This window comes from Cupriavidus sp. UME77, from assembly GCF_014170355.1.
Lineage (GTDB): Bacteria > Pseudomonadota > Gammaproteobacteria > Burkholderiales > Burkholderiaceae > Cupriavidus > Cupriavidus basilensis.
The window spans coordinates 42,645-67,906 of the sequence record NZ_LZZU01000045.1 but is presented as its reverse complement, the minus strand read 5'-3'; the positions used below and the strand labels follow the sequence as shown (position 1 = coordinate 67,906).

Here is a 25,262-nt window from a genome sequence, read left to right as displayed (position 1 = left end):
CCGATACGGTAAGGAATGCGCAAGGCCTCCACCGGCCCCGGCCCGGCGGATCGACACCCCAGCGACCCGCTCAGGGCAGATAACGGCGGTGTCCCGCGATTCCTTGAGCCGGGTGCCGTGCCCGCCACGCCAGACCGCGCATGGCGGGACGCCCGCGGCGCGGCGCCCTCGCGCGGCTCATTCGCGCTCTCCCGGCACGACCTGAAAACCCTCGCCCGTGGCAAAAAAGGCGCCGCCGGCCAAATAGTGGATTGAGCGGCACTCGGCGTCCGGAAAATGCCATCTGCCCTCTGAAAATGCGGCGGAATCAGCCCACGCGGCCACCACTTCCGCGATGAACAAGTCATAGCGGCCAGCCACGGCTGGCTCGGGAATGACGCGGCATTCCAGCCAGGCTAGACAACCGGCCACCAACGGCGCGGCAATTTCAGCCGCTGCGAACGTGGCCAGCCCCGCGGCGGCGAACTTGTCCAGCTCGCGGCCGGAACGCGAGCCCACAGCCAGCGTGGCGGCGGCCTGCCCACGCGTGGGTATGTTCAGCGCGAACTCACCACCGGCATCCACCAGTTCGCGCGTGAGCGTGCTGGCGTCGATCACTACCGCGACTTTCGGTGGCTGGAAATCCAGCGGCATGGCCCAGGATGCCGCCATCACATTGCGCCGGCCAGCATGGGCGCTGGTGACCAGCGTCACCGGGCCGTGATTCAGCAGGCGATAGGCTTTTGCCAGTTCTACGGGAACGCGCCGGGAGGCGGCGCCGACGTTAATCGAGTCGTCAGGCATGTCGGATACGGATGAAGGTTCGCTCAAACTGAAATCGGATCGGCATTGTTGCAGCAAAAGCACTTTATGACCCTCGCCATTACGAGGGGAAGGGTTATTGCGCAGCGCGAATGTAAAAAAACCGAATCTGCGCCACGCATGGATTTCGGCGAGATGCCAAAGTGAGCACCACGCCGGAGAATCCGGCCCCACCGGGGACCGGCGACCCGCGCGGAAGTTCATTAATTAGATGGAGCAGACGATTTATCAGAATTCTCCCCATCGGGGTTAAAAGCGTTTGCAGGATCGCTTGCGGCCGTTATAATTCATCCGATTCATCATGCTCACCCAGTAAATCGAGGCTCGTAATGGCGACTTATCAGGAAATTGTTCAGAAAATCAGCGAACTTCAAAAGCAGGCCGAGGAAATCAAGGCCCGCGAGCAGGCTTCCGTCATCGCCGATATTCGCCAGAAAATCGACCAATATGGACTGACCGCGGACGACCTGGGCTTCGGCACCAAGCCCGCCGCCGGCAAGAAGGCTACCCGCAAGGTGCCGGTTCGCTATCGCGACAGCGCAGGCAATACCTGGACTGGCCGCGGCAAGCGTCCGGGCTGGCTGACCCAGGCCCTGGCCGCGGGCAAGACCATCGAAGACTTCCTGATTCGCTAAAGTCGGGCGCAACGCAGGGCATGGCGGCCGACTGCGCCGCGAGCCCGCAGGACTCCTGAAGACGGCCGGGCATTTGCCCGGCCGTCTTTATTTCCTGCTGCGCTGCCCTGTCCGCGCCCCGCTTGCCTGCGTGCCCGCGCGTGCGGGCACGCAACTCAGCCGGCAAACCCCAGCGGGTTCATCGACTGCCAGCGCCAGGAATCCTCGCACATGCGATCGATGTCGTGCTGCGCGCGCCAGCCGATCAGCTTTTGCGCCAACGCGGGATCGGCGTAGCACGAAGCGATATCGCCAGGGCGGCGGTCCCCGATCACGTAGGGCACCGGGCGCCCGCTGGCGCGCTGGTAGGCCGCGACCACTTCCAGCACGCTGTAGCCCCGCCCCGTGCCGAGATTGACCGTCAGGCACTGCTGCTGGTCACGCAGGTAGACCAGGGCCGCAAGATGGCCGGCTGCCAGGTCGCAGACGTGGATGTAATCGCGTACACCGGTGCCGTCGACCGTGGGATAGTCGCCACCGTGCACCTGCAGTTTCTCGCGGCGCCCGCCGGCGACTTGCGCCACATAAGGCATCAAGTTGTTCGGCACGCCACCCGGGTCTTCGCCGATCAGCCCGCTTTCGTGCGCGCCAACCGGATTGAAATAGCGCAGGTAGGCGATCCGCCAGGCAGGGTCCGACAGTTCCAGGTCACGCAGGATCTGCTCGCTCATCAGCTTGGTCTGGCCATACGGATTGGTCGCCGACAGCGGAAAGTCCTCCAGGATCGGCACCGTATGCGGATTGCCATAAACGGTGGCGGAGGAGCTGAACACCAGTTGCTTCACGCCGGCCGTGTTCATGGCCGAGCAGAGGGTGAGCAGGCCATTGAGATTATTGTCGTAATAATCCAGCGGTTTGCTGACCGATTCCCCCACCGCCTTGAGTGCCGCGAAATGAATCGCGCCCGAGATCCGGTGTTCGGCGAACAAGCGGTCCAGCAAAGCGCGGTCCCGCACATCGCCTTCGACAAAATGCGGGCGCTGGCCGGTAATCTGCGCAAGGCGCTCGACCACGACGCGATTGCTGTTGCACAGATTATCCAGGCCGATCACGTGATAGCCGGCCTCGAGCAAGGCGACCCAGGTGTGCGAGGCGATATAACCGGTAGCTCCCGTGAGCAGCAAGGTTTCAGACATAGCGATTCATCAAATAGTTGTGAAAAGAGACGTAACGGGCGCCAGGACAGGGCGCACGATGCAACAAGCGGACTCCATGCTTCAGGCTGCAATATCGCGGCGCCGTCCTGGCGGGCCGCAGCCAAGCCCAGCCAGGGTTGCCCGCATCGGATCGAAACACGTTGAAACAGGTTGAAAGAGGTCGGCTAAGCATAGCAGGCCACATCTGTCGTGCCTGTGTCACCGGCACCGCCGTGCGCCGGTTTCTGGCCAGCACGCGCCTGCCAGGCCTCAAACGCCGCGCGCAAGCGCCAGCCCGACTCCAGGTCGCGCATGCCGAGACGCTGCGCCACCTCGGCCGGGCCGGCTCCGGCCTCGAAATGCAGCGCGCCGCAGGTATTGCGCAGCGTCTGCGGCGACGCGCGCTCGCTGCGCCCCGCCAGCACGCCAGCCTCGTCGAGCAGGATCTCCACGCGGCGGTATAACGAGGCCGCGTGCAAGTGCCGCCCGCTTGGCATGGCCGGGAACACCAGGTTACCCAGCGTGCCGGTCCGGGAGCGGATTTCCAGCCAGGCCAGCAGCGCCGCCCGGGCGAAGGCAAAGACCGGCGCCTCGTACGCGCGGCCGTTGTCGGCGCGGACCAAACGCAGCCTGGCGGCATCCTCGGCAATGCTGTCAATGCCCAGGCCGCGCGCTTCGCCCACTTTCAGGCCGGCGCCCAGCAACACGGCCACCAGTGCGATATCGCGGGCGCGCTTCCATTGGGTGGCCGACAGCGGGGCGCCGTCCTGCCCGTCCGCCAGGACCGCCGGGGCCAGCACGCGGGCAATCAGGGCATCGCGCTCGGTGGGCAGCAAGAATGCGGTCGGATCGTTCTCACCTTCGGCGAGGTGAGCGCGCACTGCCTGGCTGGCCGGGTTGTGCAAGCCTTCTTGCAATAGCGACAGATGGTGGAAGACACGCTCGATCAGCCGCGTGTAGCGGTAACGGTGGTGCTTGTGCAGATCCTGCTCATCGAGGAAGGCCCCGATCTGCTCCGCCGACCAGGACAGCGGCGCCAAGCCGCGCTCGCCCGACCAGCGCAATAGCTTGCCCCACATCGCGCGGTACACCACAGCCGTGCCATGGCGAAAACCGTGGCTGGCCAGCCAGCCATCGAAGGCTCGCTCGGGCTGCTTGCGCCAGGCCTCCAGGTCGGCATCGAACAGGTCGGGGGATGGCCCGTTGGCGCTCATGTCAGTACTCACTCGCGCTCCTGCATTGGTTTTCGGCAATGCCGCTATTGTAGACAAGTCGCCACAAAAGACGGAGTTCGTTTGACCACTGCCCAAGCAATGGCGGGCCTCATCCGGCGATCCGGAACGCGCCGGTCCCTGCCCTCGCAACGTCAGGCCATTGCATTTGGCGTCGTCTGCTGCTACCTTTCACACATCGCTATGCAACTGGTTGCATAGCGATGTGTAAGCCGCCGCTGCCGCAGCCCCTGAGGGGCCAAGCGGGCAAGCGTTGCGCAGCGTGCCGCAACGGGCGACTCCCACGCCCTCGGCCCAACTGGAGGAGACACCGTGACCCAAGCAACCTTGTCAGCGGCGGCGCAGGCCTCGCTAGCCATCTGGCACCGCATGATCGCCACCCATTCCATGTCCGACCTCGACAGCATCGTGGCGGACGAAGTGGTGTTTCACTCGCCCGTCGCCCACACGCCTTACCCGGGCCGCGTTGCCCTGCGCATGGTGCTGGAATCCGTCAACCAGGTATTCCAGGACTTCCGCTACCACCGCACGTTTGTCAGCGACGACGGGCGCAGCGTGGTGCTGGAGTTCAGCGCGACGGTCGATGGCAAATCCGTCAAGGCCATCGACATGATCCGTTTTAACGACGCCGGCAAGATCGACGACTTCGAAGTCATGGTCCGCCCGAAGAGCGGCCTGGACGCGCTTGCCGCCGCCATGGGCGCCCGCCTCGCCAGCCAGAAATCCGTGCTGCAGGGCGCCAGCGCCTGAGCGCATTGCCGGTTCCCGTACCCCGTATCCCGATCCGTTCCACTGTATTCACTCTCGCAGAAACGCCATGTCACTTCCCGCCATTCTCCAGAACCGTCTTTCGCTGCCGGTGGTTTGCTCGCCGCTGTTCATCATCTCCAACCCCGACCTGGTGATCGCCCAGTGCAAGGCCGGCGTGGTCGGCTCCTTCCCAGCGCTCAATGCGCGCCCTGGCCCGGTGCTCAACGACTGGCTGGACCGCATCACCACCGAGCTGGCCGAGCACGACGCCAAGCATCCGGACCGCCCGTCGGCACCGTTCGCGGTCAACCAGATCGTGCACAAGTCCAATGACCGACTCGATCACGACCTGGAACTGTGCGTGCGCTACAAGGTGCCCATCGTCATCACCTCGCTGGGCGCGCGCAAGGAAGTCAACGATGCCGTGCACTCCTATGGCGGCATCGTGCTGCACGACATCATCAACAACACCTTCGCACGCAAGGCCATCGAGAAGGGCGCCGACGGCCTGATCGCGGTCGCCTCGGGTGCAGGGGGCCATGCCGGCGTGCTGTCGCCGTTTGCGCTGCTGCATGAAATCCGGGAGTGGTTCGACGGCCCGCTGCTGCTGTCGGGCGCCATCGCCAGCGGCGACGGCATCCTCGCGGCGCTGGCCGCGGGCGCCGACCTGGCCTATGTGGGCTCGGCCTTCATCGCCACCGAAGAGGCCAACGCGCAAGCGGGCTACAAGCAGATGATCGTCGACAGCACCGCGTCGGATATCGTCTACTCGAACCTCTTTACCGGCGTGCACGGCAACTACCTGCGCCAGAGCATCGTCAATGCCGGGCTCGATCCGGAAGCGCTGCCGCAATCGGATCCGTCCAAGATGAACTTCGGTTCGGGCAGCGCCAAGGCGTGGAAAGACATCTGGGGCGCTGGCCAGGGCGTGGGCGCCATCAAGCGCGTGGTGCCGGCCGCCGAGCTGGTACGCCGCTTCGCCGAGGAATACGCGCTGGCGCGCCGCCGCCTCGGGCTGGCCCCGGCAGCGGCTTACGCCAACGGCGCGACGGCGGCCGACCTGGCCTGAGCGCGTTGTTGACGGTGGCCAGCGCGCCGCGGCGCCTGGCCACCTGTCCGCCCCCCTGCTGCCGCCCGTTTCCACGCATTTCCATCCGCCGGGCGCGATCGCCCGGCGCGACTTCAAGCCGCGTCGTCCTGCTTATCCAACAGCGGCAACAATTCCTCGGCCCACGACACCCAATCCTCTTCATACCGGATGCCGCGCTTGAGCAGGGCGTGCTGCACTTGTTGCGCGCGCGTGGGCTGCGCGGCGGAGAAATCGCGCCGCTCGATCTGGCGATAGGTCTCGAGCCGCTCGCGGTGCAGGCCGATCAGCCGCGCCATCTCCGGCCTCAGCCCGAGCGGGCCCACCACAGCATCGGCGCGCAGCTTCACCAGGATTTCATCTCGCACGTCCAGGCCGGCGGTAGGCGCCAACACCCAGCGCGCCAGTTCGTCGCGCCCTGGCGGCAGCACGAAGTAGACCTTCTTTCGGTTCCTGGCGTCACCCTCCCCCTCATCCGCGGCAATCCAGCCGTGCTCGGCCATGCGGCCCAGCTCCCGATAGATCTGCTGATGCGTCGCATGCCAGAAATAGCCGATGGAGCGGTCGAAGCGGCGAGCCAGCTCGTAGCCGGAAGATGGTTTTTCCAGAAGGGAGGTCAGGAGTGCGTGCTGAACGGACATGCGGGAAGCGTGACGTGGAGGCCGGTCGCCCGGTGGCGGCATATGGCTGCCGCCTTGGCTTTGGGTGGCGAGGGCCTATGGTAGCGCAAAGCCAGGCCCCGCCAGGGCTACCGCCGACGGATACCGCCAATTTCCGGCAGCTGGAGACACGAAAAATGACAAGGCGACGACAACGCTGATGCAGATCTAAAAAATGCTAAATAGCATTTTTCGGCAAGGTGCAATACATTTGCAGACATAGTCATTCCGCATGCCTGTTGCCGGTTCTCGGCCACGGCACAGCCATGCCAGTCATTCACCAGGAGTGGTCCATGCTAGGACGAACAGATTTTGCCGAAGACCGGGATGTCCCGTGGGAGGCCGATGGGCCCCAAGCTACCAACCAGCCCGCATCGGCCACAACGATGCCCGTGTACTACCGCCTGCCGGATACGCCGGACGGGCACCATATCAAGGAGTACGCCAGCGGCTTGCGCCAGCTGGTGCGTTTCGTGGGCGTGGAAGAACAGGTTGTCAAGTACAGCCTGGCCTGACGGCCGATGCGCGGCGTGCGCCGCGCACCGTCTCCTGCCAGTGTTTCCCCCTGTCTCCTCCTGCCCTGTGTGTGGGCCAGGATTGGGCCCGCAACCTATCGCGGGCTTTTTTCTGTCCTGAGCGCGTCCACACGTCAAGCGCACGTAAAAAGGCCGGCCCCGAAAGGGCCGGCCTTTTTACTGTCATCGGCCCGGGCCAGAAGTCCGGGCCGGGGCAACCGTGCGGAGATCGATCAGTCCACCGTGGCGCCCGAAGCCTTCACCACCTTGGCCCACTTGGCGGTCTCGGTCTTCATGAAAGCGGCCAGTTCGGCCGGCTTCTCGGGATGCGGCTCCGCGCCCTGGTCGGCCATCTGCTTCTTCACTTCCGGCATGGCCAGGATCTTCACCACTTCCGCATTCAGGCGATCGACGATCGGCTGCGGCGTGCCGCCGGTGGCGTACAGCGCGAACCAGGAAGTCGCTTCATAGCCCGGCACGCCGGATTCAGCCACGGTCGGCACGTTCGGCAGTGCCGGCGAGCGCTTGGCCGAGGTCACGGCGATGGCGCGCAGCTTGCCGGCCTTCACGTGCGGGTACGACGACGGCATGTTGTCGAACATCAGGCCGATCTGGTTACCCAGCAGGTCGTTGACCGCCGGGGCGCTGCCCTTGTACGGGATGTGCTGGATATGCAAGCCCGTCATCGAGTTGAACAACTCGCCCGAGAGGTGCATCGAGGAGCCGCTGCCCGACGAACCGTACGACAGCTTGTCCGGGTTGGCCTTGACGTAGGCGATCAGTTCCTTGACGTTGTTGACCGGCACCTTGGGGTTCACCACCACGATGTTCGGCACCATCGCCACGCGCGAGATCGGCGCGAAATCCTTGACCGGATCGAACGGCAGCTTGGAATAAAGCGACTGGTTGATGGCGTGGGTACCGATGGTGCCCATGAATAGGGTGTAGCCATCTCCCGGAGCCTTGGCCGCGATCGATGCGCCGATATTGCCGCCCGCGCCCGGACGGTTGTCGATCACCACCGGCTGGCCGAGCGCCTTGCCCAGTTGCAGGCCGACGATGCGCGCCAGGATGTCGGTGGTGCCGCCGGCCGAGAACGGCACGATCATGGTGATCGGCTTGGTCGGGTAGTTGCCTTGCGCGTAGGCCGCGCTGGTCATGCCGCCGAAGGTGGCGGCCAATGCCACACCGGCAGCCAGCAGGCGACGGCGCGCGCTGTTGTGCGGGGTGCGAGCTTGGGAATGGGATTTCATGTTTGCTCCAGGATAAATCGCTGTAAGCCCGCGCTTGTGGCACGGGTCATCTTTTTTAGTTTTCTACGGACTAAATGCTGCGGCGTGATGACGGGTGCGCGCTTTGCACCGGTCACGCCGCGGGACTACACGGGTGCGACGCCGAGGGTGGTGCCACCGCACACATAAAGCACCTGGCCGGTCACGAAGCCGTTCTCCGGCGACAGAAAGAACATCGAGGCGCGAGCCACGTCTTCCGGCGTGCCCATGCGCTTGACCGCGATGCTGGCGAGGATCCGCTTGGTCTGCTCGCTGCCTTCGGGGTTGCTCTTGCGGAACAGGTCGGTAGCAATCGGGCCGGGCGCCACGGCATTGACCGTGATGCCGTCGCCGCCGAGTTCCATCGCGAGCGTGCGGGTCATGCCGATCAGGCCGGCCTTGGTGGCGGAATACACCACGCGTTCCGGCTTGCCCAGCGCCGCGCGCGAAGCCATGTTCACGATGCGGCCAAAGCGTGCCGCGCGCATTGCGGGCAGGCAGGCCTGGGTCAGCAGCAGGGTGGCTTGCAGGTGCAGGCCAACCACGTAGTCCAGGTCTTCTACGCTCGCCGTGTCGGCCGTGCCGGGGCGGGTGGCGCCGGCATTATTGACCAGACGGGTCACGGCAAAGCGCGAGGTCACCTGCTCGGCCGCGGCGCGGGTCGCGTCGGCATTGGTCAGGTCGGCCTGGACAAATGTCATGTTGGGATGGGACCAGGCGGGGGCGACATAGTCGACATTGACCACCTGGGTCACGCCATCGGCCAGCAGCATTTCGCTGATGGCGCGGCCGATACCGGAACTGGCGCCGGTAACGAGCGTGGCAACGGGAAGGGACATCACATACTCCGACCGGCGAGGGGCACCGGGTCATGCTGAAGAGGATGCGACGAGAGCCGGCGAGCCAGTCGGCCCCGTCGCGCTGCTTCTTTGCGTTGGGAAACTTCATCAGCCTGCACTTCCACCATGTACTAACGGCAGCCGCGCGGCATTCTTTAGCGCACGGCGCCCGCGAGCCGAAACCCGCGGGCGCCCAGGCGTCAAACGGTCAGGCAGTTGACGATCAGACGCGCTCGATCACCATGGCGATGCCCTGGCCCACGCCGATGCACATCGTGCACAGCGCGTAGCGGCCGCCGGTGCGGTGCAGCTGGTACATGGCGGTGGTGACCAGGCGGGCGCCGCTCATGCCGAGCGGGTGGCCCAGCGCGATCGCGCCGCCATTCGGGTTAACGCGTGCGTCGTCGTCGGCCACGCCGAGTTCGCGCAGCACGGCCAGGCCTTGCGCGGCGAACGCTTCGTTCAGCTCGATCACGTCCATCTGGTCGATGGTCATGCCGAGTTGCTTGAGCAGCTTTTGCGAAGCCGGCGCCGGGCCAATGCCCATCACGCGCGGCGCCACGCCGGCGGTTGCCATGCCGACGATGCGAGCCTTGGGCGTCAGGCCGTGCTGGCGGGCCGCGGCTTCGCTGGCGAGCAGGATGGCGCAGGCGCCGTCGTTCACGCCCGAGGCATTGCCGGCAGTCACGGTGCCATCGGCGCGAACCACGCCGCGCAGCTTGCCCAACGCTTCCATGCTGGTGGCACGCGGGTGTTCGTCGCGGTCCACCACCAGCGGGTCGCCCTTCTTCTGGGCGATCGTGACTGCGGTGATTTCCTGCGCCAGCGTGCCGTCGGCTTGCGCGCGCGATGCCTTTTCCTGGCTGCGCAAGGCCATCAGGTCCTGGTCTTCGCGGCTGATCTTGTAGTCGGTGGCAACGTTCTCGGCGGTCTCGGGCATCGAGTCCACGCCGTAAGCCGCGCGCATCGCCGGGTTGATGAAGCGCCAGCCGATGGTGGTGTCGAAAATCTGCGCATCGCGCGAGAAGGCGCTGGTGGCCTTGCCCATCACGAACGGGGCGCGGCTCATGCTTTCCACGCCGCCGGCGAGCATCAGGCCGGCTTCGCCGGACTTGATCGCGCGCGCGGCGGTACCGGTAGCGTCCATGCCAGAGCCGCACAGGCGGTTGATGGTGGCGCCCGGCACGCTTTGCGGCAGGCCGGCCAGCAGCAGCGACATACGCGCTACGTTGCGGTTGTCTTCGCCGGCCTGGTTGGCATTGCCGTAGATCACGTCGTCAATGGCGGACCAGTCCAGGTTCGGGTTGCGTGCCATCAGGGCCTTGAGCGGCACCGCGCCCAGGTCGTCCGGGCGAACGCCGGACAGGCTGCCGGCGTAGCGGCCGATGGGGGTGCGGATGGCGTCGCAGATGAAGGCTTCGGTCATGGTTGTCTCTCTTGCTTGTTCGTGATCGTGAAAACGGGAGGCTTGCAAGCGTGCTAGCCGGGGCTCGCCCCGGCGCTCAGGCCAACACTCAGGCGCTCAGGCAGAAGCGCCCTGCTTGAGCGGCACGCCGGTCAGGCGTTGCAGTTCGTCGAAGGACAGGCCTTCGACCAGGTCGCGCGCCACCAGCCCGTCAGGCGTGACGTCGATGGTTGCCAGATCGGTATAGATGCGCGTGACGCAGGTCATGCCGGTCAGCGGATACGTGCATTCCGCCACGATCTTGCTCTCGCCCTGCTTGGTCTGGTGTTCCATCATCACGAACACCTCCTTGGCGCCAATCGCCAGGTCCATCGCGCCGCCCACGGCAGGAATCGCGCCCGGCGCGCCGGTATGCCAGTTGGCCAGGTCGCCCTTCACCGAGACCTGGAAAGCCCCTAGCACGCAAAAGTCGAGGTGGCCGCCGCGCATCATGGCGAAGGAATCGGCATGGTGGAAATACGAGCCGCCCGGCTTGATCGTGACCGGCTGCTTGCCGGCGTTGATCAGGTCGCCGTCTTCTTCGCCGGCGGGGGGTGCCTTGCCCATGCCGAGCAGGCCGTTCTCGCTGTGCAGCAGGATTTCACGGTCGGCCGGCAGGTGATTGCCAACCAGGGTGGGCAGGCCGATGCCGAGATTGACCACGGCACCGTCGGGAATGTCTTTGGCCACGCGGGCGGCCATCTGATCGCGGGTCAGGCGTTGCATATTCTGGATCTCCTTGGCGCTCAGGCAGCGGCCTGGCTGGCGCCGTCGACCTTGACGACGCGCTTGACGAACAACCCCGGGGTCACGATGTGCTCCGGGTCCAGCTCGCCGAGTTCGACGATCTCGCTGACCTGCACGATGGGGCATTTGGCGGCCATCGCCATGATGGGGCCGAAGTTGCGCGCGGTCTTGCGGTAGGTCAGGTTGCCCCAGCGGTCGGCGCGCAGCGCCTTGATCAGGGCGAAGTCGGCATGGATGGGCGTCTCGTAGACGTAGCCCTGGCCGTCGATGATGCGGGTTTCCTTGCCCTCGGCCAGCGGCGTGCCATAGGCGGTGCGGGTGAAGAAGCCGCCGATGCCAGCGCCGGCGGCGCGGATGCGCTCGGCCAGGTTGCCCTGCGGCACCAGTTCCAGCTCGATCTTGCCGGCGTGGTACAGCGAATCGAAGACGTAGGAGTCGGCCTGGCGCGGGAAGGAGCAAATGATCTTGCGCACGCGCTCGGTCTTGAGCAGCGCGGCCAGCCCGGTGTCGCCATTGCCGGCGTTGTTGTTGACGATGGTGAGGTCGCGGGCGCCTTGGGCGATGAGGGCATCGATGAGCTCCGCCGGCATGCCTGCCATGCCGAAGCCGCCGATCAGGATGGTGGCGCCGTCCTGGATATCGGCCATGGCCGATTCCACCGAGTCGAATAGCTTGTTGATCACTTGCGTTCCAGTTCCGAGAGTCCGGACGAACTATCCGGAACCGGCCGCCAAGGAGGGAAATCAGGCGGCGCGCAAACGCTGTCTCCGGACAGTCCTGCCGGAAGAGCCATCCGGCTTGGGCGCCCTCCGCTTGCAAAAGGCGCACCGCCGGAAACGAATCCAACAGACTTTGGTTTTTCTTATTATTGTGGTTTGTTCTAATTGCGAACTTCAATTCGCAGAATGAACAGGTTACACCCCCTGTCCGCGGGTGGTCAAGGCGCCGGCAAATCGCTTGTGCGTTAGCCGGCCACAACCGTAGGGCAGTTGAAAGCTAGCTTGCCAACGGGGCCACGGCGGCCCGGAACATCGGACAGCTTACGCTCTTCAGGCCCCGCTGAGGTGGCCCCGGGCCGCTACGGCAATTGCAGCTCCGCCCGGCTGCCGCCGGCCCCGGCACGAATCTCCAGGCGCACATCGATGCGCTCGCGCAACTCGGCCACGTGGGAAATGATGCCCACCAGCCGCCCGGCATGCTGCAGGTCGATGAGGGTGCGGATGGCAAAGTCCAGGCTCTCGGGATCGAGCGTGCCGAAGCCTTCGTCGACAAACAAGGTATCGAGCTGGATCCCGCCCGCGCGCGACTGCACCACATCGGCCAGCCCCAGCGCGAGCGAGAGCGAGGCCAGGAAGCCCTCGCCACCGGACAAGGTATTGGCGGGACGCGCCATGCCGGTATCGTGGTCGAACACCTCCAGGTCCAGGCCGCCAGCGGTGCGCTGGTCGCCCTGCTGGCGCACGCGCTGCAGTTCATACCGGTTGCGGCTCATGCGCATCAGCCGCAGCGAGGCCGCTTCCAGCACCTCGTCGAGCAAGGTGGCCAGTACGAAGCGCTGGAATGTCATGCGGCGCGGATTGTTGCCGTTGGCCACTTCGGCCAGGCGGCCGAGCACCGCGTAGCTGCGCTCGATGTCTGCACCCTTGCTGGCCAGCGCATCCAGCCGCTGCTGGCACTGCAGCAGGTTCTCGCGGCTTCGGTGCAGGTCGGCCTGCTGCCGGACCAGCGCCTCGAGCGCGCCGGCGGCGTCCGCCTGGGCCTGGCGCAGCGCGGCAAGATCCGGCGGGGCAAGGTCGCGCGCGGCGATGGCGGCGCGCTCGCGGCGATCGCCGGCAGCGGCCAGGTCCAGGTCGAAGCGATTGACCTGGGCTTCGGCCTGCTCCATCTGCGCGCCCGGCATGCGCGCCTCGGCATAAGCCTGGCGGGTGACAAAGCCGGCTTGCTCCAGCGCGCTCGCGAATGCGGCGCCCGCCTGCGTCTCCCGCTTTGCGTGGGTAGCGAGGCTGGCTTGCGCGGCGGCTTGCGCGGCCAGGGCTGCCGCCAGCCCCACGCCGGCCTGCTTGTCGGCCGCCTGCGCGGCGGCCAGTGCGGCTTCGCGCGCGGCAAGGTCCTGGCGTGCCTGTGCCAGCGCCGCTGCCAGCCGCCCCGGCTCGCGCCGGTCCGGCGGCACCTGCGTGCTGGCGGCCTGCCACTGGCCCTGGAGCTTGGCGTGACGCTGGCCTGCCTCCTGCACAGCGGCCTCGGCGGCGCGAATGGCCGCCTCCGCTGCCGTGAGAGCGGCTTGCTGCCGCTCAACTTCCGCGGCCAGCGGCTGGCAACGGCCAGCGGCCGCCTCTGCCGCCTGTTGTTGCTGGCGCAGCGTCTGGATGGCGCCGGCGAGCTGCTGCCTGGCCTCCGCCGGGTCTTGCGCGGCGCCGTCGGGCATGCCCACCGCTCCCGCCGCTTCGCGTAGTTCATCCAGTTGTTCCTGCCGGTGCGTGGCGGCCAGCGATGCACCCTGCGCGCGGCTGGCCGCGGCCTGCGCCGCCTGGTCGGCAAGCCGTGCGGCCTCGCGGGCCAGGTCCAGTGCCTCGTCGGAGACCGGCGCATCGACATGCCGCGCCAGTTGCGGGTGCGCGGTGCTCCCGCAGACAGCGCACGCCTGGCCATCCTGCAAGCCTGCAGCCAGCCGCGCGGCTTGCCCGGCCCGCCAGGCCTGCTCCGTCTCGCGCAGGCGCAGCAGGCTTGCCGCCTGCTGCTTGGCGGCTTGCTGCGCGGCGAGCTGGTCGGCGTCGGCCTGGCGGCGCGCTTGCTCGCACTGCGCCAGCGTGGCGGCGTATTTGTCGAGCGTGGTTGCCTGCTGCGCCAGGCCGGCCTGCTTGAGCTGGATTGTCTCCAGCCCGCGCGCGCCTTCCTGCGCCTGGGCCAGGCCGGCCTCGGCCTGGCGCAACGCGGCGGTGAGTTGCTGCTGCACCTGCAGCGCCCCGCCATGGGCCGCACCCGCTTGCGCCTGCTGGCGTGCTGCAGCCTCCAACTCCTGCTGCAGCACGCCGAGCCGCTGCGCCTGCGGCAACATGGCCTCCAGCTCCGTCACCTGTTTTTGCGCCGCCTGGCGCTCGCCGGCACGGGCCGCTTCGGCCTCAAGCCCCGCCGCCGCGGTGGCCGAGACAGCGGCGCAATCGGCAGACCGCGCGCTTGCCGCGGCCAGCGCTTGCTGCGCCTGCTGGTGTTCCTGCACGGCCTGTCCCAGATGCTGCTCGAACGGCTGCACCTGCATGGCACGGCGTGCGGCCTGCAGCCGCTGGCGCTGCGCCTCCATCTCGGGGCGCTGCGCCATCAGCGCGGCATGGGCCGCCTCGGTATCGCGCTGCTCCCGCAGGCGGGCATCCGTCTGCTCGCCCTGCCGGGTTGCCAGTGTGGCCACCTCCAGCACGGTACGCGCGGCCACATCGCGCTGCTGCAGTTCGGCCAGCTGGGCCTGCAACCCCGCAGCCTGCTCCCGCAGCGCGTCCACGGACTCCAGTTGATACTGCTGCAGCAACGCCGTCTGCTCGATGCGCAGGCGCTCGGCTTCCTGGCGAATGCCGGCCGCCTGCCCCTTGAGCAGTTCCTCCACGCGCCGGTACAGCTCGGTGCGAAACAGCCGCTCGAGGATGGCCTGGCGGCTCTTGGAGTCCGCCGTAAGCAATTCGCGAAAGCGCCCCTGCGGCAGCACGATCACCTGGCGGAACTGGCTGCTGTCAAAGCCCAGCAGGTTGCGCACGAAGTCATCGACCTTGTTGGGCTGGCTCGCCTTGCTGGTCCAGCCCGCGTCGCCCATGACATCAAGCTGGGCCTTGGGCGTTTCCTTGACGGTGCCCTCGCCGCGCAGCTTCGGCCGCTCCTGCGCGGGCGAACGCGTGGCCAGGTAGCGCTGGCCACCCAGGCTGAACTCGAACGTCACCTCCGTGCGCAGGGCCGGATCGGCGTTGGCGCTGCGCATGTCCTGCGCGCTGCGCTCACCGCCGGAGGTGTCGCCGTAGAGCGCAAAGCAGATCGCGTCGAGCAGGGTGGTCTTGCCCGCGCCGGTGGGGCCGTGGATCAGGAAGAAAGCCCGCTCCCCGAGCCGGGTGAAGTCGATTTCCTCGCTGGCGGCAAACGGGCCGAAGGCTTGCAGTTTCAGGCGCAGCGGTCTCATGCGGACTCCCGGTCTGCGCGGGCGATGCCCTCAAGCACCTGGTCGAGCACGCGGCGCTTGTCTTCGTCCAGCTCTTCGTCCGCCACCTCCTTGAAGAAGTTGGCGAACAGTTCGCCGGTATCGAGCTGGCGCAGGCGCTGGCCCGCCGCCCCGGCCTCGCCCGTGCGCGCCAGCACGGCACGCTCGATGGCGAGCGCATTGGGATAGGCCTGGCGCAAACGCGCCATCGGATCGAGCAAGGCGCCGTTGTCGGTCAACACCGCGTGGATGTAGTCATCGCGCCGAGGGTCTGCCGCGCCTTGCGCCAGCAGATCGGCCAGTTGCCCTTCGACGATGCGCAGGTCGCGCCGGGGCGACAGCGCGATCGGCTCGATGCTGACCGCGCCATCGGCCGCCAGCTCGATCATCGAGACCGACTTGGCATGCGTGACTTCGGATAGCGAGTACTTCAGCAAGGAGCCGGCGTAGTGGATGGGCTGGCTGAAGGTCTGCGGGCGATGCAGGTGGCCAAGCGCGACCAGGTCGAAGCCGTCGAACACGCTGGCGGCAACGGCGCCGCTGCCGCCAACCGACAGCGGCCGCTCGGATTCGCTGGCCTCGCCACCGATCACGAAAGCGTGGGCCACCACCACCGAACGCGCCTGCGCCGGATGGCTGGCGCGGATCGCGTCCAGGCGCGCCGCCAACGCCGCCTCGTGCCCGGGCAGTTCCATGTCGAAAGCGTCGCGCACGGTTGCGGGCTCGGCATAGGGCAACGCGTAGATCCGTACTTCGCCATGGGCATCGGACAAGGTCACGCAAGTGGCATCGCGCTCGGTGATGCCGGCCACGTGCAAACCCTGCGCCGTCAGCAGCCGCGCGCCGAAACCAAGCCGCTGGGCGCTGTCGTGATTGCCCGCGATCATCACCACGGGAATGCCGGCATCCACCACGATGCGGGCCAGCACGTCGTCCAGCAGCGCCACGGCCTCGGGCGGCGGCACCGCGCGGTCATACACGTCGCCGGCGATCAGCACCGCATCCGGCCGGCGCTCGCGCACCAGCGCAACGAATTGGTCAAGCACCCAGGCCTGGTCTTCAAGCAGGCTGCGCGCATGGAATACGCGCCCGAGATGCCAGTCGGCAGTGTGAAGAAAACGCAATGTGAATCCCTAGCTGTGTGTGGACGGCCCGCAGCGGACCGCGGCGGCAAGCGCCATCATAACGTTGCCCAGCCGTCATTCAGCTTCGGTTCAGCCGGCACTCTCCACAATAGGCGCCGAGCCAGTGCAAAAGCACCGCCTCCGGCACAACGGGCTGGCCAGGTTGCCGCCCCCCCAGCCGGTATGTTTCATACCATACCTGAGAGAGAAACCATGAAACGCATCCTGATCGCGGCAGCACTGACGGCTACGGCCGCATTGGCACAAGCACAGTACGTGGGCCCAACCACGGTTCCAACGACCACCGTCAAGGCGTTGACGGAGCAAGGCAAGGATGACCAGCACGCCGTGCTGCGCGGACAGATCATCGGCGGCGTGGGCCACGAGCTTTACCAGTTCGACGACGGCACCGGCCAGATCCGGATCAAGATCGACAAGAAGCTGTGGCCTGCCGGAAAGCCGGTGGACGCAACCACCAAAGTGGAACTGCTGGGCGAATACGACAAGCAGCTCTTCGGCGACTCCAAGTTCAAGGTCAAGCAGATCCGCATTCTTTGATGCATGGCGCCAAAACGGCGATGCCCGGGCCGTAATCACCCGGGCATCGCCGCACCGACGTCTGGAAGCCTGGAATCCGGATTATTCCTGGATATTGGCTTCGCTCACGATCTTGCGGTACGACTCGGTTTCCTTGGCGATAAAGCTGCGAAAGGCGGCGGCGTCCTTCGCATCGATGTCGACACCCGATTCGGACAGCTTGCTCTTCACTTCCGGCGCGTTAATGGCGCGAGCCAGTGCGTCCGTCAGCTTGTCGGTCACCGCCTTGGGCGTGTTGGCCGGCGCGAAAAAGCCAAACCACAGGCGCATGTCCACATTGGCCAGTGTCTTGTTCTCCGCCAGCGCCGGGATATTGGGCGCGGCATGCGAGCGCGTGGCCGAGGTCACGCCAATTGCTTGCAGCTTGCCAGACTTGATCTGCGGCAACGCCGTCGACAGCACCAGCACGCCCAGTTCGATCTGGTTTGCCATCAGGTCGGCGATGGCCGGCGCGCCGCCCTTGTATGGCACGTGGGTCATATCAACCTTGCTGGCGCCGCGGATCAGCTCTCCCGACAGATGCAGCGGCGTGCCGATGCCCGAGGTGCCGTAGTTCACCGGCTTCTTGCTCTTGGCCAGCGCCAGAAAACCGGCCACGCCCTGGATGCCGGAATGCGCGCCGGACACCAGCACCATGGGCTGCGAGCCCACCATGCGCAAGGGCACGAGATCCCGCTGGCCGTCGTACTTGATCTTCGGGTTGGTCAGCTTGGCGATCGAGATTTCGCTGTTGGAACCCAGCAGCAACGTATAGCCGTCGGCCGGCGCATTGATGGTCTTGAGCGCGCCGATGGTGCCGCTGGCGCCCGGCGCATTGTCCACCACCACCGATACACCCAGGTCCTGGCCAAGGCGCTGGCTCAGCACGCGCGCCACCAGGTCGTTGCTGCCGCCTGCGGCATAGGGCACGACGATGGTAATGGGCCGGTCCGGATAACCGGCGGCCTGGGCAGGCGCTACGGCCAGGGTCAGCGTGGCGGTCGTAGCGATCGTGACGGCGGCGGACAGCGCCGTGGCGAGGGACTTCTTCATCGGATTCCTTTTCTGGCGCCTGAGGCGCTCCTTTGGTGTGGCAAGCGTGATGCGGGAAACCAGCGGATTGCCGGCCTCATGATGCGGATCGCAATATACATGCCATCCAAAAAACTAGCCAAGTCTCGTTTACGAGACTATACGAGCATTGATGCCGCCGTCATGCACCACAATCGAGCATAAAAGACATATTGATGCACAAAATGCGACTGATCCGGATCATCCGGCTGTCGAGGGTATATCGTCCGGAAGCACGGATGCCTTGAACATAGGGAAGCGCGACGGCATGCCATTCCAACACAATGCTTCTCTCGCCATCCGGCCACGGCCCATGCTAGGATGGGCCTTGTCTTCTTTTTGAGATTCCCCGAGGATGGACGCTCCGCTCGCTGCCGGCCCAATGGTTGATTTCGTTGAAATCGGCAATCGCCTGCGCGCGTACCGTCTAGGCGCGGGTATGCGCGCGGAAGCCATCGCCGAACAGCTCGGCGTATCGCGGGCCGCGATCTATCGCATGGAGAAGGGCGACATCGTCAAGATCGAGACCCTTGGCCGTCTCGCCCAGTTGCTCGGCACCTCGCTGGCTTCCATGCTGGGGGTCGAGTCCGAGTACTACTACTCGGCCGTGGCGTATATCGAGCGCATGCGCCAGCTCGAGCACGGCGCGACGCGCATCCTGGCCCATTTCGAGCCGATCTCCTACCTGCTGACCTCGCCCGACTACGCCGGCCACCTGCGCCAGATGCTGGCGGAGAGCCCGCAGCCGGCGCCAGCCGCAACCATCGACGCCTTGCTGGACCTGCTGGAAGAGCGCAAGCAATCGTTCGCGCGCAGCGTGCCGCCCATCACCAGCCTGATCGACCTGCGTTCGCTGGAGCGCTTCGTGCATTTTGGCTTGGTGGGACGGCTGGACCTGCCGCCCGCGGTGCGCATGGAGCGCTCGCTGGCAGCCCGGCGCGAGATCGAGCGCGTGATCGACCTGCTGGACGCGCAGCCCATCGGCCTGCAGATCGGCATCGTCGACGGCAGCATGCCCAACGTGACCTTCCAGGTCTTCGAGCGGCCCGGCAAGGCTTATGTGGCCACCAGCCCATTTCGTTTCGGCGAGTTTCCCAACGTGTCCACTGGCATCGCCACCGTGACCGCAGCGCCCGAGGCGGTGCGGCTTTACACCACCATGGTCAATGACCTATGGCAACGCGCCTACAAGGGGCGCGATGGCGCCGCGCTGCTGCGGCGCATGTTGAACAGCGTATGAGCGGGCGCGATCCGCCATGCAGCCATTTTCATTTGATCTACCGAACCCGTTTTCACTAACCGATATTGCGCCATGACGCTTGAAACCACCCTCCAGCAATTCCAGGATTCGCTCCCCGGCACCGACGCTTTCGTGACGGTGAAGAAAGCCACGCGCGAGCTGATCGACACCGACCCCGCACACGCCGCGGCCTACTTCCTGCTGTACGGCTTCGCCCGCTCGTACGTGCTGCTGTACGAGGACCAGGCAGTGACCATGGACTTTGCCGAAGCCGCCAAGCAGGAACTGCTCGGCTACATGCAAGGCATTGCGCGCACGCTGCACGGCGAGAGCGCCGCGCTGCTGGCGGAAATGAACCGCATCGTCAGCGCTTACCAGGGCGGCAAGAAGACGTTCTGAGGCGCAGCGCCCCCGTGCAAGGACGGGGACAATTCACGCCGGCTCGGCCTCGTTGTCGGCGATCTGGAACTTGCGCATCTTCTCCCATAGCACCTTGCGGCTGATGCCAAGGCTGGCTGCCGTATCCTGGCGCCGCCAGCTATTGGCGTCCAGCGCGGCCACAATGCGGCGGCGCTCCTCGGTCTCGCCGCGCCAGTCGGCCGTGCGCTCGCTGCTATCGAACGCACCCGGACGCAGGCTGCGGAACAAAGGCCGGATCCGCGCCTCGTCCCAATGCCCGGTCTGCTGCACGGTAATGCCGATGCGCTCGGCCAGGTTGCGCAGCTCGCGCACATTCCCCGTGAAGAACGCCGTGCCCACCGCACCCTTGAGCCAGTCAGGCACGGGCGGCAATGCGTCCAGCCCTGAGGCCCCGAGCATCTGCTTGAGGAACGACACCAGCAACGCCACCTTATCGACGGCGCCCCGCTCCTCCAGGCTGGGCAGCCGCAGCTCGATCACCGCCAGCCGGAAATACAGGTCCGCACGGAAGCGGCCTTGCGACACGGCCTCGCGCAGATCCTTGTTGGTGGCCGCGACCAGGCGGAAATCCAGCTTGACCGGCATGGTCGAGCCCAGCCGGGTCAGCGCGCTCTCCTCCAGCACGCGCAGCAGCTTGACCTGCTGGAACAGCGGCAGGTCGCCGATTTCATCCAGGAACAGCGTGCCGCCGTTGGCCTGCTCGAAGAAGCCGCGGTGCGCGAACATGGCGCCTGTAAACGCGCCCTTGGCATGGCCGAAGAACTGCGACTCGAACAAGCCATCGGGAATCGCTCCGCAATTCACGGCAACGAACGGTCCCTTGCCATAGATGTTGTTGCGCTCGTGAAAGCGCTGCGCGATCCGCTCCTTGCCCGCGCCGGTCTCGCCATACAGCATCACGTTGCTGCCGAAATCCGCGAAGGTCTCCACCTGCGACAGGAACTGCTGCATGGCGGGCGACTCCGCCACCAGATCCGCCACCGCGTTCGCCGGCTCGGCCGCCGCCAGCAACTGCGGCAGCAGCTTGCCGATCTGGTTGCGCAGGTCTGGCCCCGTGAAATCGTCGGCCAGGATATGCGCATACTCCGCGGGAAAGCGCCCAGGATCCGTCTCGCGCCCCGGCGCCGCCACCCACACCACGGGCATGCCGTGGGCCGCCTCCCAGTCCAGCGCGGTGAACTTCGCCGCGCCGATCACCGAGACACTGATGACCGCCACGCACGGCTTGAGCCGCGGCTCCGCGGGCAAGGCCTCCAGCGCGCCCGCGCGGATCACGTCCACGCCAAGCGGCGACAGGAAACGCGACACACGGTCGGCAATGTCTGACTTGCCTTCCCATACATATACTTCAAGGCTCTCGTAAGCCCAGCGATCTGTCTTCATCTGTCTTCCGCCGTATAGCGATTAGCCTGCTGCATGGCTCAGAACACCAGCTCGGCGTTGTTGCAGTCGATTCCTTGCATCCAGACCGTGGCGCCGCCGAGGTCGAGACCCAGGAGGTTGAGTAGGGCAGTGACGATGGGATCAAGCAAGGCAAACAGTGGCCTCAGCAAGGCACTCAGCGGCAATGGCAGGGTCACGGGAAGCCCAAGCACGGTCACCGTGATGACCGGGTTCAGGTTGTCAAGCACGTCGGCCGCCACGCCGCTCAGCACCGACCTCGTGGAAACGCTCGCGCTCTGTCCCGGCGCCAGCGTCATGGTCGACGTATTGACAGGAACGACACCCATACGCGGACTGCCCGACGCAGTGATATTCACGGCCAACAGGCCCAAGTCCAGGTTCACCAGCGTCACCGGACCCGAAGCGCAGCCGCTGCCACTGGCCGCCGCCAGGCAGGCTTTGACCACGCCAGTGTTCACGCTCAGCGTGGCGCGGCAATCCGCCCGCGCCGCTGCGCACTGGATGCTCTGCAGCGAAGCCGTGGCCTCGGCCAGCTCCACATAGAGCGGCACATTGAGTGTCACGATCTGGGGCAGGATACCCCCTCCCACGTTGAGCGCCACCGCCAGCCGCAAGCCCACTGCCGCCGTATGCGCCGTCGTCTGCCAGGTCGGCGGCGCGCTGCTCAACTGCCGGGCCGGCCCCACCGCCATCACCGGCGGCCTTACGATGTACAAATTGGCGTCCACGCCGCCGATACCCGCCGGCAGATTGATGTTCAGGGGCAGCTGGATAGCCGAATTGCCATTCGCCACCTGCGCGCCGAGCGTCAGCAAGCTGGCGACGTTGAGCGCCACATCGGCCGCCGACGAGGCGGCCGGCGCCAGCACGCCCAGATTGAGCAGTTGGCCCAGCCCGACATTGGCCTGCACTCCGCTCAGGCCGAGCTGCGTCGGTGGGCTTCCCAGCGCGGTGGACAGCAGCGCATCCTTGCCGGCCGCACTCAGCACCAGCGCATAGAATTGCTGGATCGACAGCGAAGTTTTCAGCAACTGGTCAATGGTGCCGACACCCAGCTTCAGGCGCAACTGGTCGAGCGTAACATTGGCGTTGAGCAGGCCCTGCCAGTCCAGCACGGAAAACTTGACGGAGCTGCCCAGCAACAGGCTCAGCAGGCTATTCGCGGAATTGAAATCCAGCAGGCTGCTACCCAACGAAAACGACGCCACCGGCGGGCTCGCATTGGCAATCGCTTCCGCGCGCAACTGGCGCGACGCGCTGCCGGGAATCACGAACAGGATCGGCACGGTCTGGGTCACGACCACCTGCACCGCGTTTGCCGATAGCTTGGTGGTGTCGTAGCCGGCGTTGAAGTGCCGTGCGGTGTCGCTCCCGGTGCTGTAAGCCGGATCCCATACGCCCAGGCAGACACGCATGCCGTCGGCATCGCCGCTGCCCGCTGCGCTGCAATTGACCGTCGCCGTGCCGGCGTAGTCATTCTGCGCGCCGGCCGATTGCGTGGCGCTCAGCACATTGGCCGACACCGTGGCTGCAGCCGCGGCTTGCTTGAGTTGCTGCGCGCCGGCCAGTGCGGCCATGTCGGCGATCTTTTGCAACTGGCGCTGCCGGTAGAACACATGGCCGACATCGATCGACACCAGCGAACCGATCGCAACCGTCGCCAGCAGCAGGGCGCCAAGCACGCCGATAGCACCGCGCTGCCCGCGTCGGCGCCCGGCGACGAGATGCGAGCAGCAGCGAATCATCGGCCGGCCACTCCCTGGCCCGCGCCGCCGCCGGCGCCATTTTTCGATCCCGCCTGGCCCGTGTAGAACTCGGGGATCGGATAGGTGAACGTCGCCATATAGCGCTGGTAGGACAGGGCTGCCTGCTCCCCATGCAAGACCTGCAGCTCGCCAGCCTGGGCGCCACTGCGCTGGATCTCGAGGATGCCACGGGTATGCGGGCCAACCTCTTGCCGGGCCGGTCGCACCGACGGTGTTGCAGGTGCATCGGTCTGGGCCTCGGCGGGGAAGGCGCCCAACCCGAGCATGGCGATCGCAAGCGCCAGTCCGCCGCGGCGGGCATGGCCGCGCAGGCTTCTTGTTCCGGTCTGGTTCATGGAAATCTCCTGGGTTGGTGCCGTCGGCGCGGACACCGGGTATCGGGTATTGCGAGGTTGTGCCATCCGGCGATCTCTCATGGCGTGGCCTGGATGATGTCGGTCAGGCGCTGATGGTTCGGGCCGGGTGTCCCGGCGGCGGCAAGCCGGGCCGATTGTGGCGCGGTCTGCGCCACGGCCTGCTGCGCGGCGACGCGTTCGCGTTGCGCGCTCGCGCGCCGGACCCGCTCTGCTTCCTGCAACACCGCCTTGCGCGTTGCCTCGGGCAGGCCGGCCCGCTGCATCAGCGACGCCGCCTGGTCACGCTTGCCGTCGGCTGCAAGCCAGACCGCCGCGTTGCTCACCACGCGCGGGTTCTTGCCATCGAGCTGCAGGGCCTGCATCACCGGCACGCGCGCCTCGGGCAACGCACCCGTGCGCATCAACGCGTAGCCAAGGTCATTGGCCACCTGCGCGTTGGTGGGATCCGCGCCGGCTGCCAATTGAAACTCTGTCGCGGCAGCAGCAAAGTCGTTCCTGCGGCCGGCGATCAGGCCCAGGCCGTGGTAAGCCCGCGCCTGCACCTCAGTGCCGGCCAGGCTGCGATAAGCCTGCTCGGCGGCGGCATCCTGATTGGTCTCGCGCAAGGCGTCCGCGCGCATTAGCGTCATCGCCGGCGATGCGCCGAAGCGCTTCTCGTAGACGTCGATATGCGCGAGCGACGCGAAGTACAGGCCCTCTTCCTGCATCTTGCCGATCAGGCCGAGGTAGACCGATTTATCGTCGTAGATGGCCAGGTCCTGCTTGTCGCGCAGCTTGGACAGTTCCACCTGGGCATCGGCCTGATCGCTCATGCGGGTGGCCAGGCTGGTACCGCAGCCGGATAGCACGGCCAGGGCCAGCACAGACCCCAGCGCAGTTGAAGAGTGCGCGAGCCAACGCGATCGATATCTCGTCTTGCTTCCTGAGCGCTTGTCTTGCTTGTTCATTTCGATCCCCCCGACATGTGCGCCAGCATTCTTATCACGCCCAAAAAGCCTGGTCCGGCCGTGATGATCAGCAACACCGGCAGCATGGTCACCACCATGACAGCAGTCATCTTCACGGTCAGCTTCCCCACCTGTTCTTTCATGCGCGCCTTGCGCGATTCCTGCAGGCGCAGGCCGAATTGCCGCAGCGGCTCCTGGACGGCCCCGCCGAATCGATCCACCTGGCTCAGCATGGTGATCAGGCTTTTCAGGTCCTCGCTGTCGAACAACTTCCCGATGCGCTGGAGCGTCTGGTCGCGCGACCGGCCCGAGGCAAACTGCTGGTTGGCACGCATCAACTCAGGGCCAAGCACGCGCAGCATGCTGCCGAACTCCGCCACGATCACCTGCAGGCTCTGATCGATCGACAACCCCACACCCTGCAGCAGGCGCAGCATGTCGACCAGCACAGGCAACTCATCCTCCAGGCGCAACATGCGGCTGCTGGCCCGGCGCTGCAACGCCCATTTCGGCGCCAGGAAAAACACTGCGAACGTGACGAAGGCCCACGTCATTGCGCCCATCAGCGATGTGGGCAAGCGCCATGCAAAGACTCCCGCCGCCAACACCGCCGGTAATGACAGGCGCAGCCCCCCAAATATGGCCCGGGCCTTGTCACCGTAGAAGCCACACTGCTCAAGCAATCGCTGTTCTTCGACCGTCACCACGGCCTTGCCCAAAGGCGACTCAAGCCAACGCTGGTCAAAGCGCTTGCTAAGCTGGCTGCCCAGCCGCGCGCCAATGCGAGCGCCGGCGCCTTGGGCCCCGCCAGCATTGGCAGCGCTGGCTGCGCTGGGCGCAGCCGTGGCGGGAGCGTCCGGCACAGCAGCAGCGGCGGCCGCCTGTCGCGAGAGCGCAGCGTCGATGGTGCGCTCGGCGCGGTGACGTTGCCGCCATTGCGCCACCAGCGGCAAGGCCAGGGCGGCCAGCCCGATGGCCGCCGCGCATAGGCTCAGCGAGATCAAGGTAGTGCTATCCATGGTCCCTTGT

Annotated in this window: 24 protein-coding genes; 7 read left to right on the top strand and 17 right to left on the bottom strand. The window is 66.2% G+C overall.

Annotated elements, in window-relative coordinates:
• Positions 1 to 177 precede the first annotated feature (177 nt).
• Positions 178 to 783 carry a flavin reductase family protein gene (locus A9975_RS17440; protein ID WP_183034000.1) on the bottom strand — a complete coding sequence of 202 codons (606 nt, stop codon included), beginning with the start codon at positions 781 to 783 and terminating at the stop codon, positions 178 to 180.
• A 347-nt stretch (positions 784 to 1,130) separates the two neighbouring features.
• Between A9975_RS17440 and A9975_RS17435 the strand changes: the two genes are divergently transcribed.
• A complete protein-coding gene (locus tag A9975_RS17435) occupies positions 1,131 to 1,436 on the top strand; it encodes an H-NS family nucleoid-associated regulatory protein (protein ID WP_043357044.1) in 306 nt (101 codons plus the stop codon).
• Between the two features lie 155 nt (positions 1,437 to 1,591).
• On the opposite strand, the gene galE is transcribed toward A9975_RS17435, so the two are convergent.
• Both galE and A9975_RS17425 read right to left on the bottom strand, forming a co-directional pair.
• Entirely contained in the window at positions 1,592 to 2,611 is a 1,020-nt protein-coding gene (galE, locus tag A9975_RS17430) for a UDP-glucose 4-epimerase GalE (RefSeq protein ID WP_183033927.1), read from the bottom strand.
• A 185-nt stretch (positions 2,612 to 2,796) separates the two neighbouring features.
• Positions 2,797 to 3,825, bottom strand: coding sequence for a tyrosine-type recombinase/integrase (locus tag A9975_RS17425; RefSeq protein ID WP_183033999.1), 1,029 nt, complete (start codon positions 3,823 to 3,825; stop codon positions 2,797 to 2,799).
• Positions 3,826 to 4,212: 387 nt separating this feature from the next.
• Between A9975_RS17425 and A9975_RS17420 the strand changes: the two genes are divergently transcribed.
• Positions 4,213 to 4,593: a nuclear transport factor 2 family protein gene (locus A9975_RS17420; RefSeq protein ID WP_220810808.1), complete on the top strand. Its 381-nt coding sequence runs from the start codon at positions 4,213 to 4,215 to the stop codon at positions 4,591 to 4,593.
• Positions 4,594 to 4,660: 67 nt separating this feature from the next.
• On the top strand, positions 4,661 to 5,662 hold the full coding sequence (locus tag A9975_RS17415) for a nitronate monooxygenase family protein (RefSeq protein WP_174424123.1): 1,002 nt from the start codon (positions 4,661 to 4,663) through the stop codon (positions 5,660 to 5,662).
• A 113-nt stretch (positions 5,663 to 5,775) separates the two neighbouring features.
• On the opposite strand, the gene A9975_RS17410 is transcribed toward A9975_RS17415, so the two are convergent.
• Complete coding sequence (locus A9975_RS17410) at positions 5,776 to 6,321, bottom strand: PadR family transcriptional regulator (protein ID WP_150993161.1); 546 nt, start codon at positions 6,319 to 6,321, stop codon at positions 5,776 to 5,778.
• Between the two features lie 311 nt (positions 6,322 to 6,632).
• Between A9975_RS17410 and A9975_RS17405 the strand changes: the two genes are divergently transcribed.
• On the top strand, positions 6,633 to 6,854 hold the full coding sequence (locus A9975_RS17405; RefSeq protein WP_183033925.1) for a hypothetical protein: 222 nt from the start codon (positions 6,633 to 6,635) through the stop codon (positions 6,852 to 6,854).
• A 233-nt stretch (positions 6,855 to 7,087) separates the two neighbouring features.
• Here A9975_RS17405 and A9975_RS17400 read toward each other — a convergent pair whose 3' ends face one another.
• From A9975_RS17400 to A9975_RS17370, 7 genes are all read right to left on the bottom strand, one after another.
• Positions 7,088 to 8,107, bottom strand: a complete 1,020-nt coding sequence (locus A9975_RS17400; protein WP_150993157.1) for a tripartite tricarboxylate transporter substrate binding protein — start codon at positions 8,105 to 8,107, stop codon at positions 7,088 to 7,090.
• Positions 8,108 to 8,232: 125 nt separating this feature from the next.
• The gene (locus A9975_RS17395; RefSeq protein ID WP_174424127.1) at positions 8,233 to 8,964 is read right to left on the bottom strand and encodes an SDR family NAD(P)-dependent oxidoreductase; all 732 of its coding nucleotides are present in this window, start codon (positions 8,962 to 8,964) and stop codon (positions 8,233 to 8,235) included.
• A gap of 223 nt (positions 8,965 to 9,187) precedes the next feature.
• Positions 9,188 to 10,390, bottom strand: coding sequence for a 3-oxoadipyl-CoA thiolase (gene pcaF / locus A9975_RS17390; protein WP_183033924.1), 1,203 nt, complete (start codon positions 10,388 to 10,390; stop codon positions 9,188 to 9,190).
• Between the two features lie 96 nt (positions 10,391 to 10,486).
• Positions 10,487 to 11,134, bottom strand: a complete 648-nt coding sequence (locus A9975_RS17385; protein ID WP_043357060.1) for a 3-oxoacid CoA-transferase subunit B — start codon at positions 11,132 to 11,134, stop codon at positions 10,487 to 10,489.
• 20 nt (positions 11,135 to 11,154) lie between these two features.
• Entirely contained in the window at positions 11,155 to 11,838 is a 684-nt protein-coding gene (locus tag A9975_RS17380; protein ID WP_043357062.1) for a 3-oxoacid CoA-transferase subunit A, read from the bottom strand.
• Between the two features lie 395 nt (positions 11,839 to 12,233).
• Entirely contained in the window at positions 12,234 to 15,311 is a 3,078-nt protein-coding gene (locus A9975_RS17375) for an AAA family ATPase (protein WP_183033923.1), read from the bottom strand.
• Positions 15,308 to 16,453 (bottom strand): exonuclease SbcCD subunit D, encoded by a 1,146-nt coding sequence (locus A9975_RS17370; RefSeq protein ID WP_183033922.1) that lies wholly within the window; start codon positions 16,451 to 16,453, stop codon positions 15,308 to 15,310. The genes A9975_RS17375 and A9975_RS17370 overlap by 4 nt, the downstream gene beginning before the upstream one ends.
• Positions 16,454 to 16,666: 213 nt before the next feature.
• Between A9975_RS17370 and A9975_RS17365 the strand changes: the two genes are divergently transcribed.
• The gene (locus A9975_RS17365; RefSeq protein ID WP_183033921.1) at positions 16,667 to 17,011 is read left to right on the top strand and encodes a NirD/YgiW/YdeI family stress tolerance protein; all 345 of its coding nucleotides are present in this window, start codon (positions 16,667 to 16,669) and stop codon (positions 17,009 to 17,011) included.
• Positions 17,012 to 17,092: 81 nt separating this feature from the next.
• Here the strand turns inward: A9975_RS17365 and A9975_RS17360 are convergent, their stop codons facing one another.
• Positions 17,093 to 18,082 carry a tripartite tricarboxylate transporter substrate binding protein gene (locus A9975_RS17360; protein ID WP_183033920.1) on the bottom strand — a complete coding sequence of 330 codons (990 nt, stop codon included), beginning with the start codon at positions 18,080 to 18,082 and terminating at the stop codon, positions 17,093 to 17,095.
• A 373-nt stretch (positions 18,083 to 18,455) separates the two neighbouring features.
• Between A9975_RS17360 and A9975_RS17355 the strand changes: the two genes are divergently transcribed.
• Together A9975_RS17355 and A9975_RS17350 are read left to right on the top strand one after the other, a co-directional pair.
• Positions 18,456 to 19,340 (top strand): helix-turn-helix domain-containing protein, encoded by an 885-nt coding sequence (locus tag A9975_RS17355; protein ID WP_183033919.1) that lies wholly within the window; start codon positions 18,456 to 18,458, stop codon positions 19,338 to 19,340.
• Between the two features lie 72 nt (positions 19,341 to 19,412).
• Positions 19,413 to 19,739, top strand: coding sequence for a hypothetical protein (locus A9975_RS17350; protein WP_150991512.1), 327 nt, complete (start codon positions 19,413 to 19,415; stop codon positions 19,737 to 19,739).
• A 33-nt stretch (positions 19,740 to 19,772) separates the two neighbouring features.
• Here A9975_RS17350 and A9975_RS17345 read toward each other — a convergent pair whose 3' ends face one another.
• The 5 genes from A9975_RS17345 to A9975_RS17325 form a co-directional block, all read right to left on the bottom strand.
• Positions 19,773 to 21,143, bottom strand: coding sequence for a sigma 54-interacting transcriptional regulator (locus A9975_RS17345; RefSeq protein ID WP_183033918.1), 1,371 nt, complete (start codon positions 21,141 to 21,143; stop codon positions 19,773 to 19,775).
• A gap of 38 nt (positions 21,144 to 21,181) precedes the next feature.
• A complete protein-coding gene (locus A9975_RS17340; protein ID WP_183033917.1) occupies positions 21,182 to 22,909 on the bottom strand; it encodes a TadG family pilus assembly protein in 1,728 nt (575 codons plus the stop codon).
• Positions 22,906 to 23,265 (bottom strand): DUF3613 domain-containing protein, encoded by a 360-nt coding sequence (locus A9975_RS17335; protein ID WP_183033916.1) that lies wholly within the window; start codon positions 23,263 to 23,265, stop codon positions 22,906 to 22,908. The genes A9975_RS17340 and A9975_RS17335 overlap by 4 nt, the downstream gene beginning before the upstream one ends.
• A gap of 77 nt (positions 23,266 to 23,342) precedes the next feature.
• A complete protein-coding gene (locus tag A9975_RS17330; protein WP_255503283.1) occupies positions 23,343 to 24,098 on the bottom strand; it encodes a pilus assembly protein TadD in 756 nt (251 codons plus the stop codon).
• A 131-nt stretch (positions 24,099 to 24,229) separates the two neighbouring features.
• On the bottom strand, positions 24,230 to 25,252 hold the full coding sequence (locus tag A9975_RS17325; RefSeq protein WP_183033914.1) for a type II secretion system F family protein: 1,023 nt from the start codon (positions 25,250 to 25,252) through the stop codon (positions 24,230 to 24,232).
• Between the last annotated feature and the right edge of the window lie 10 nt (positions 25,253 to 25,262).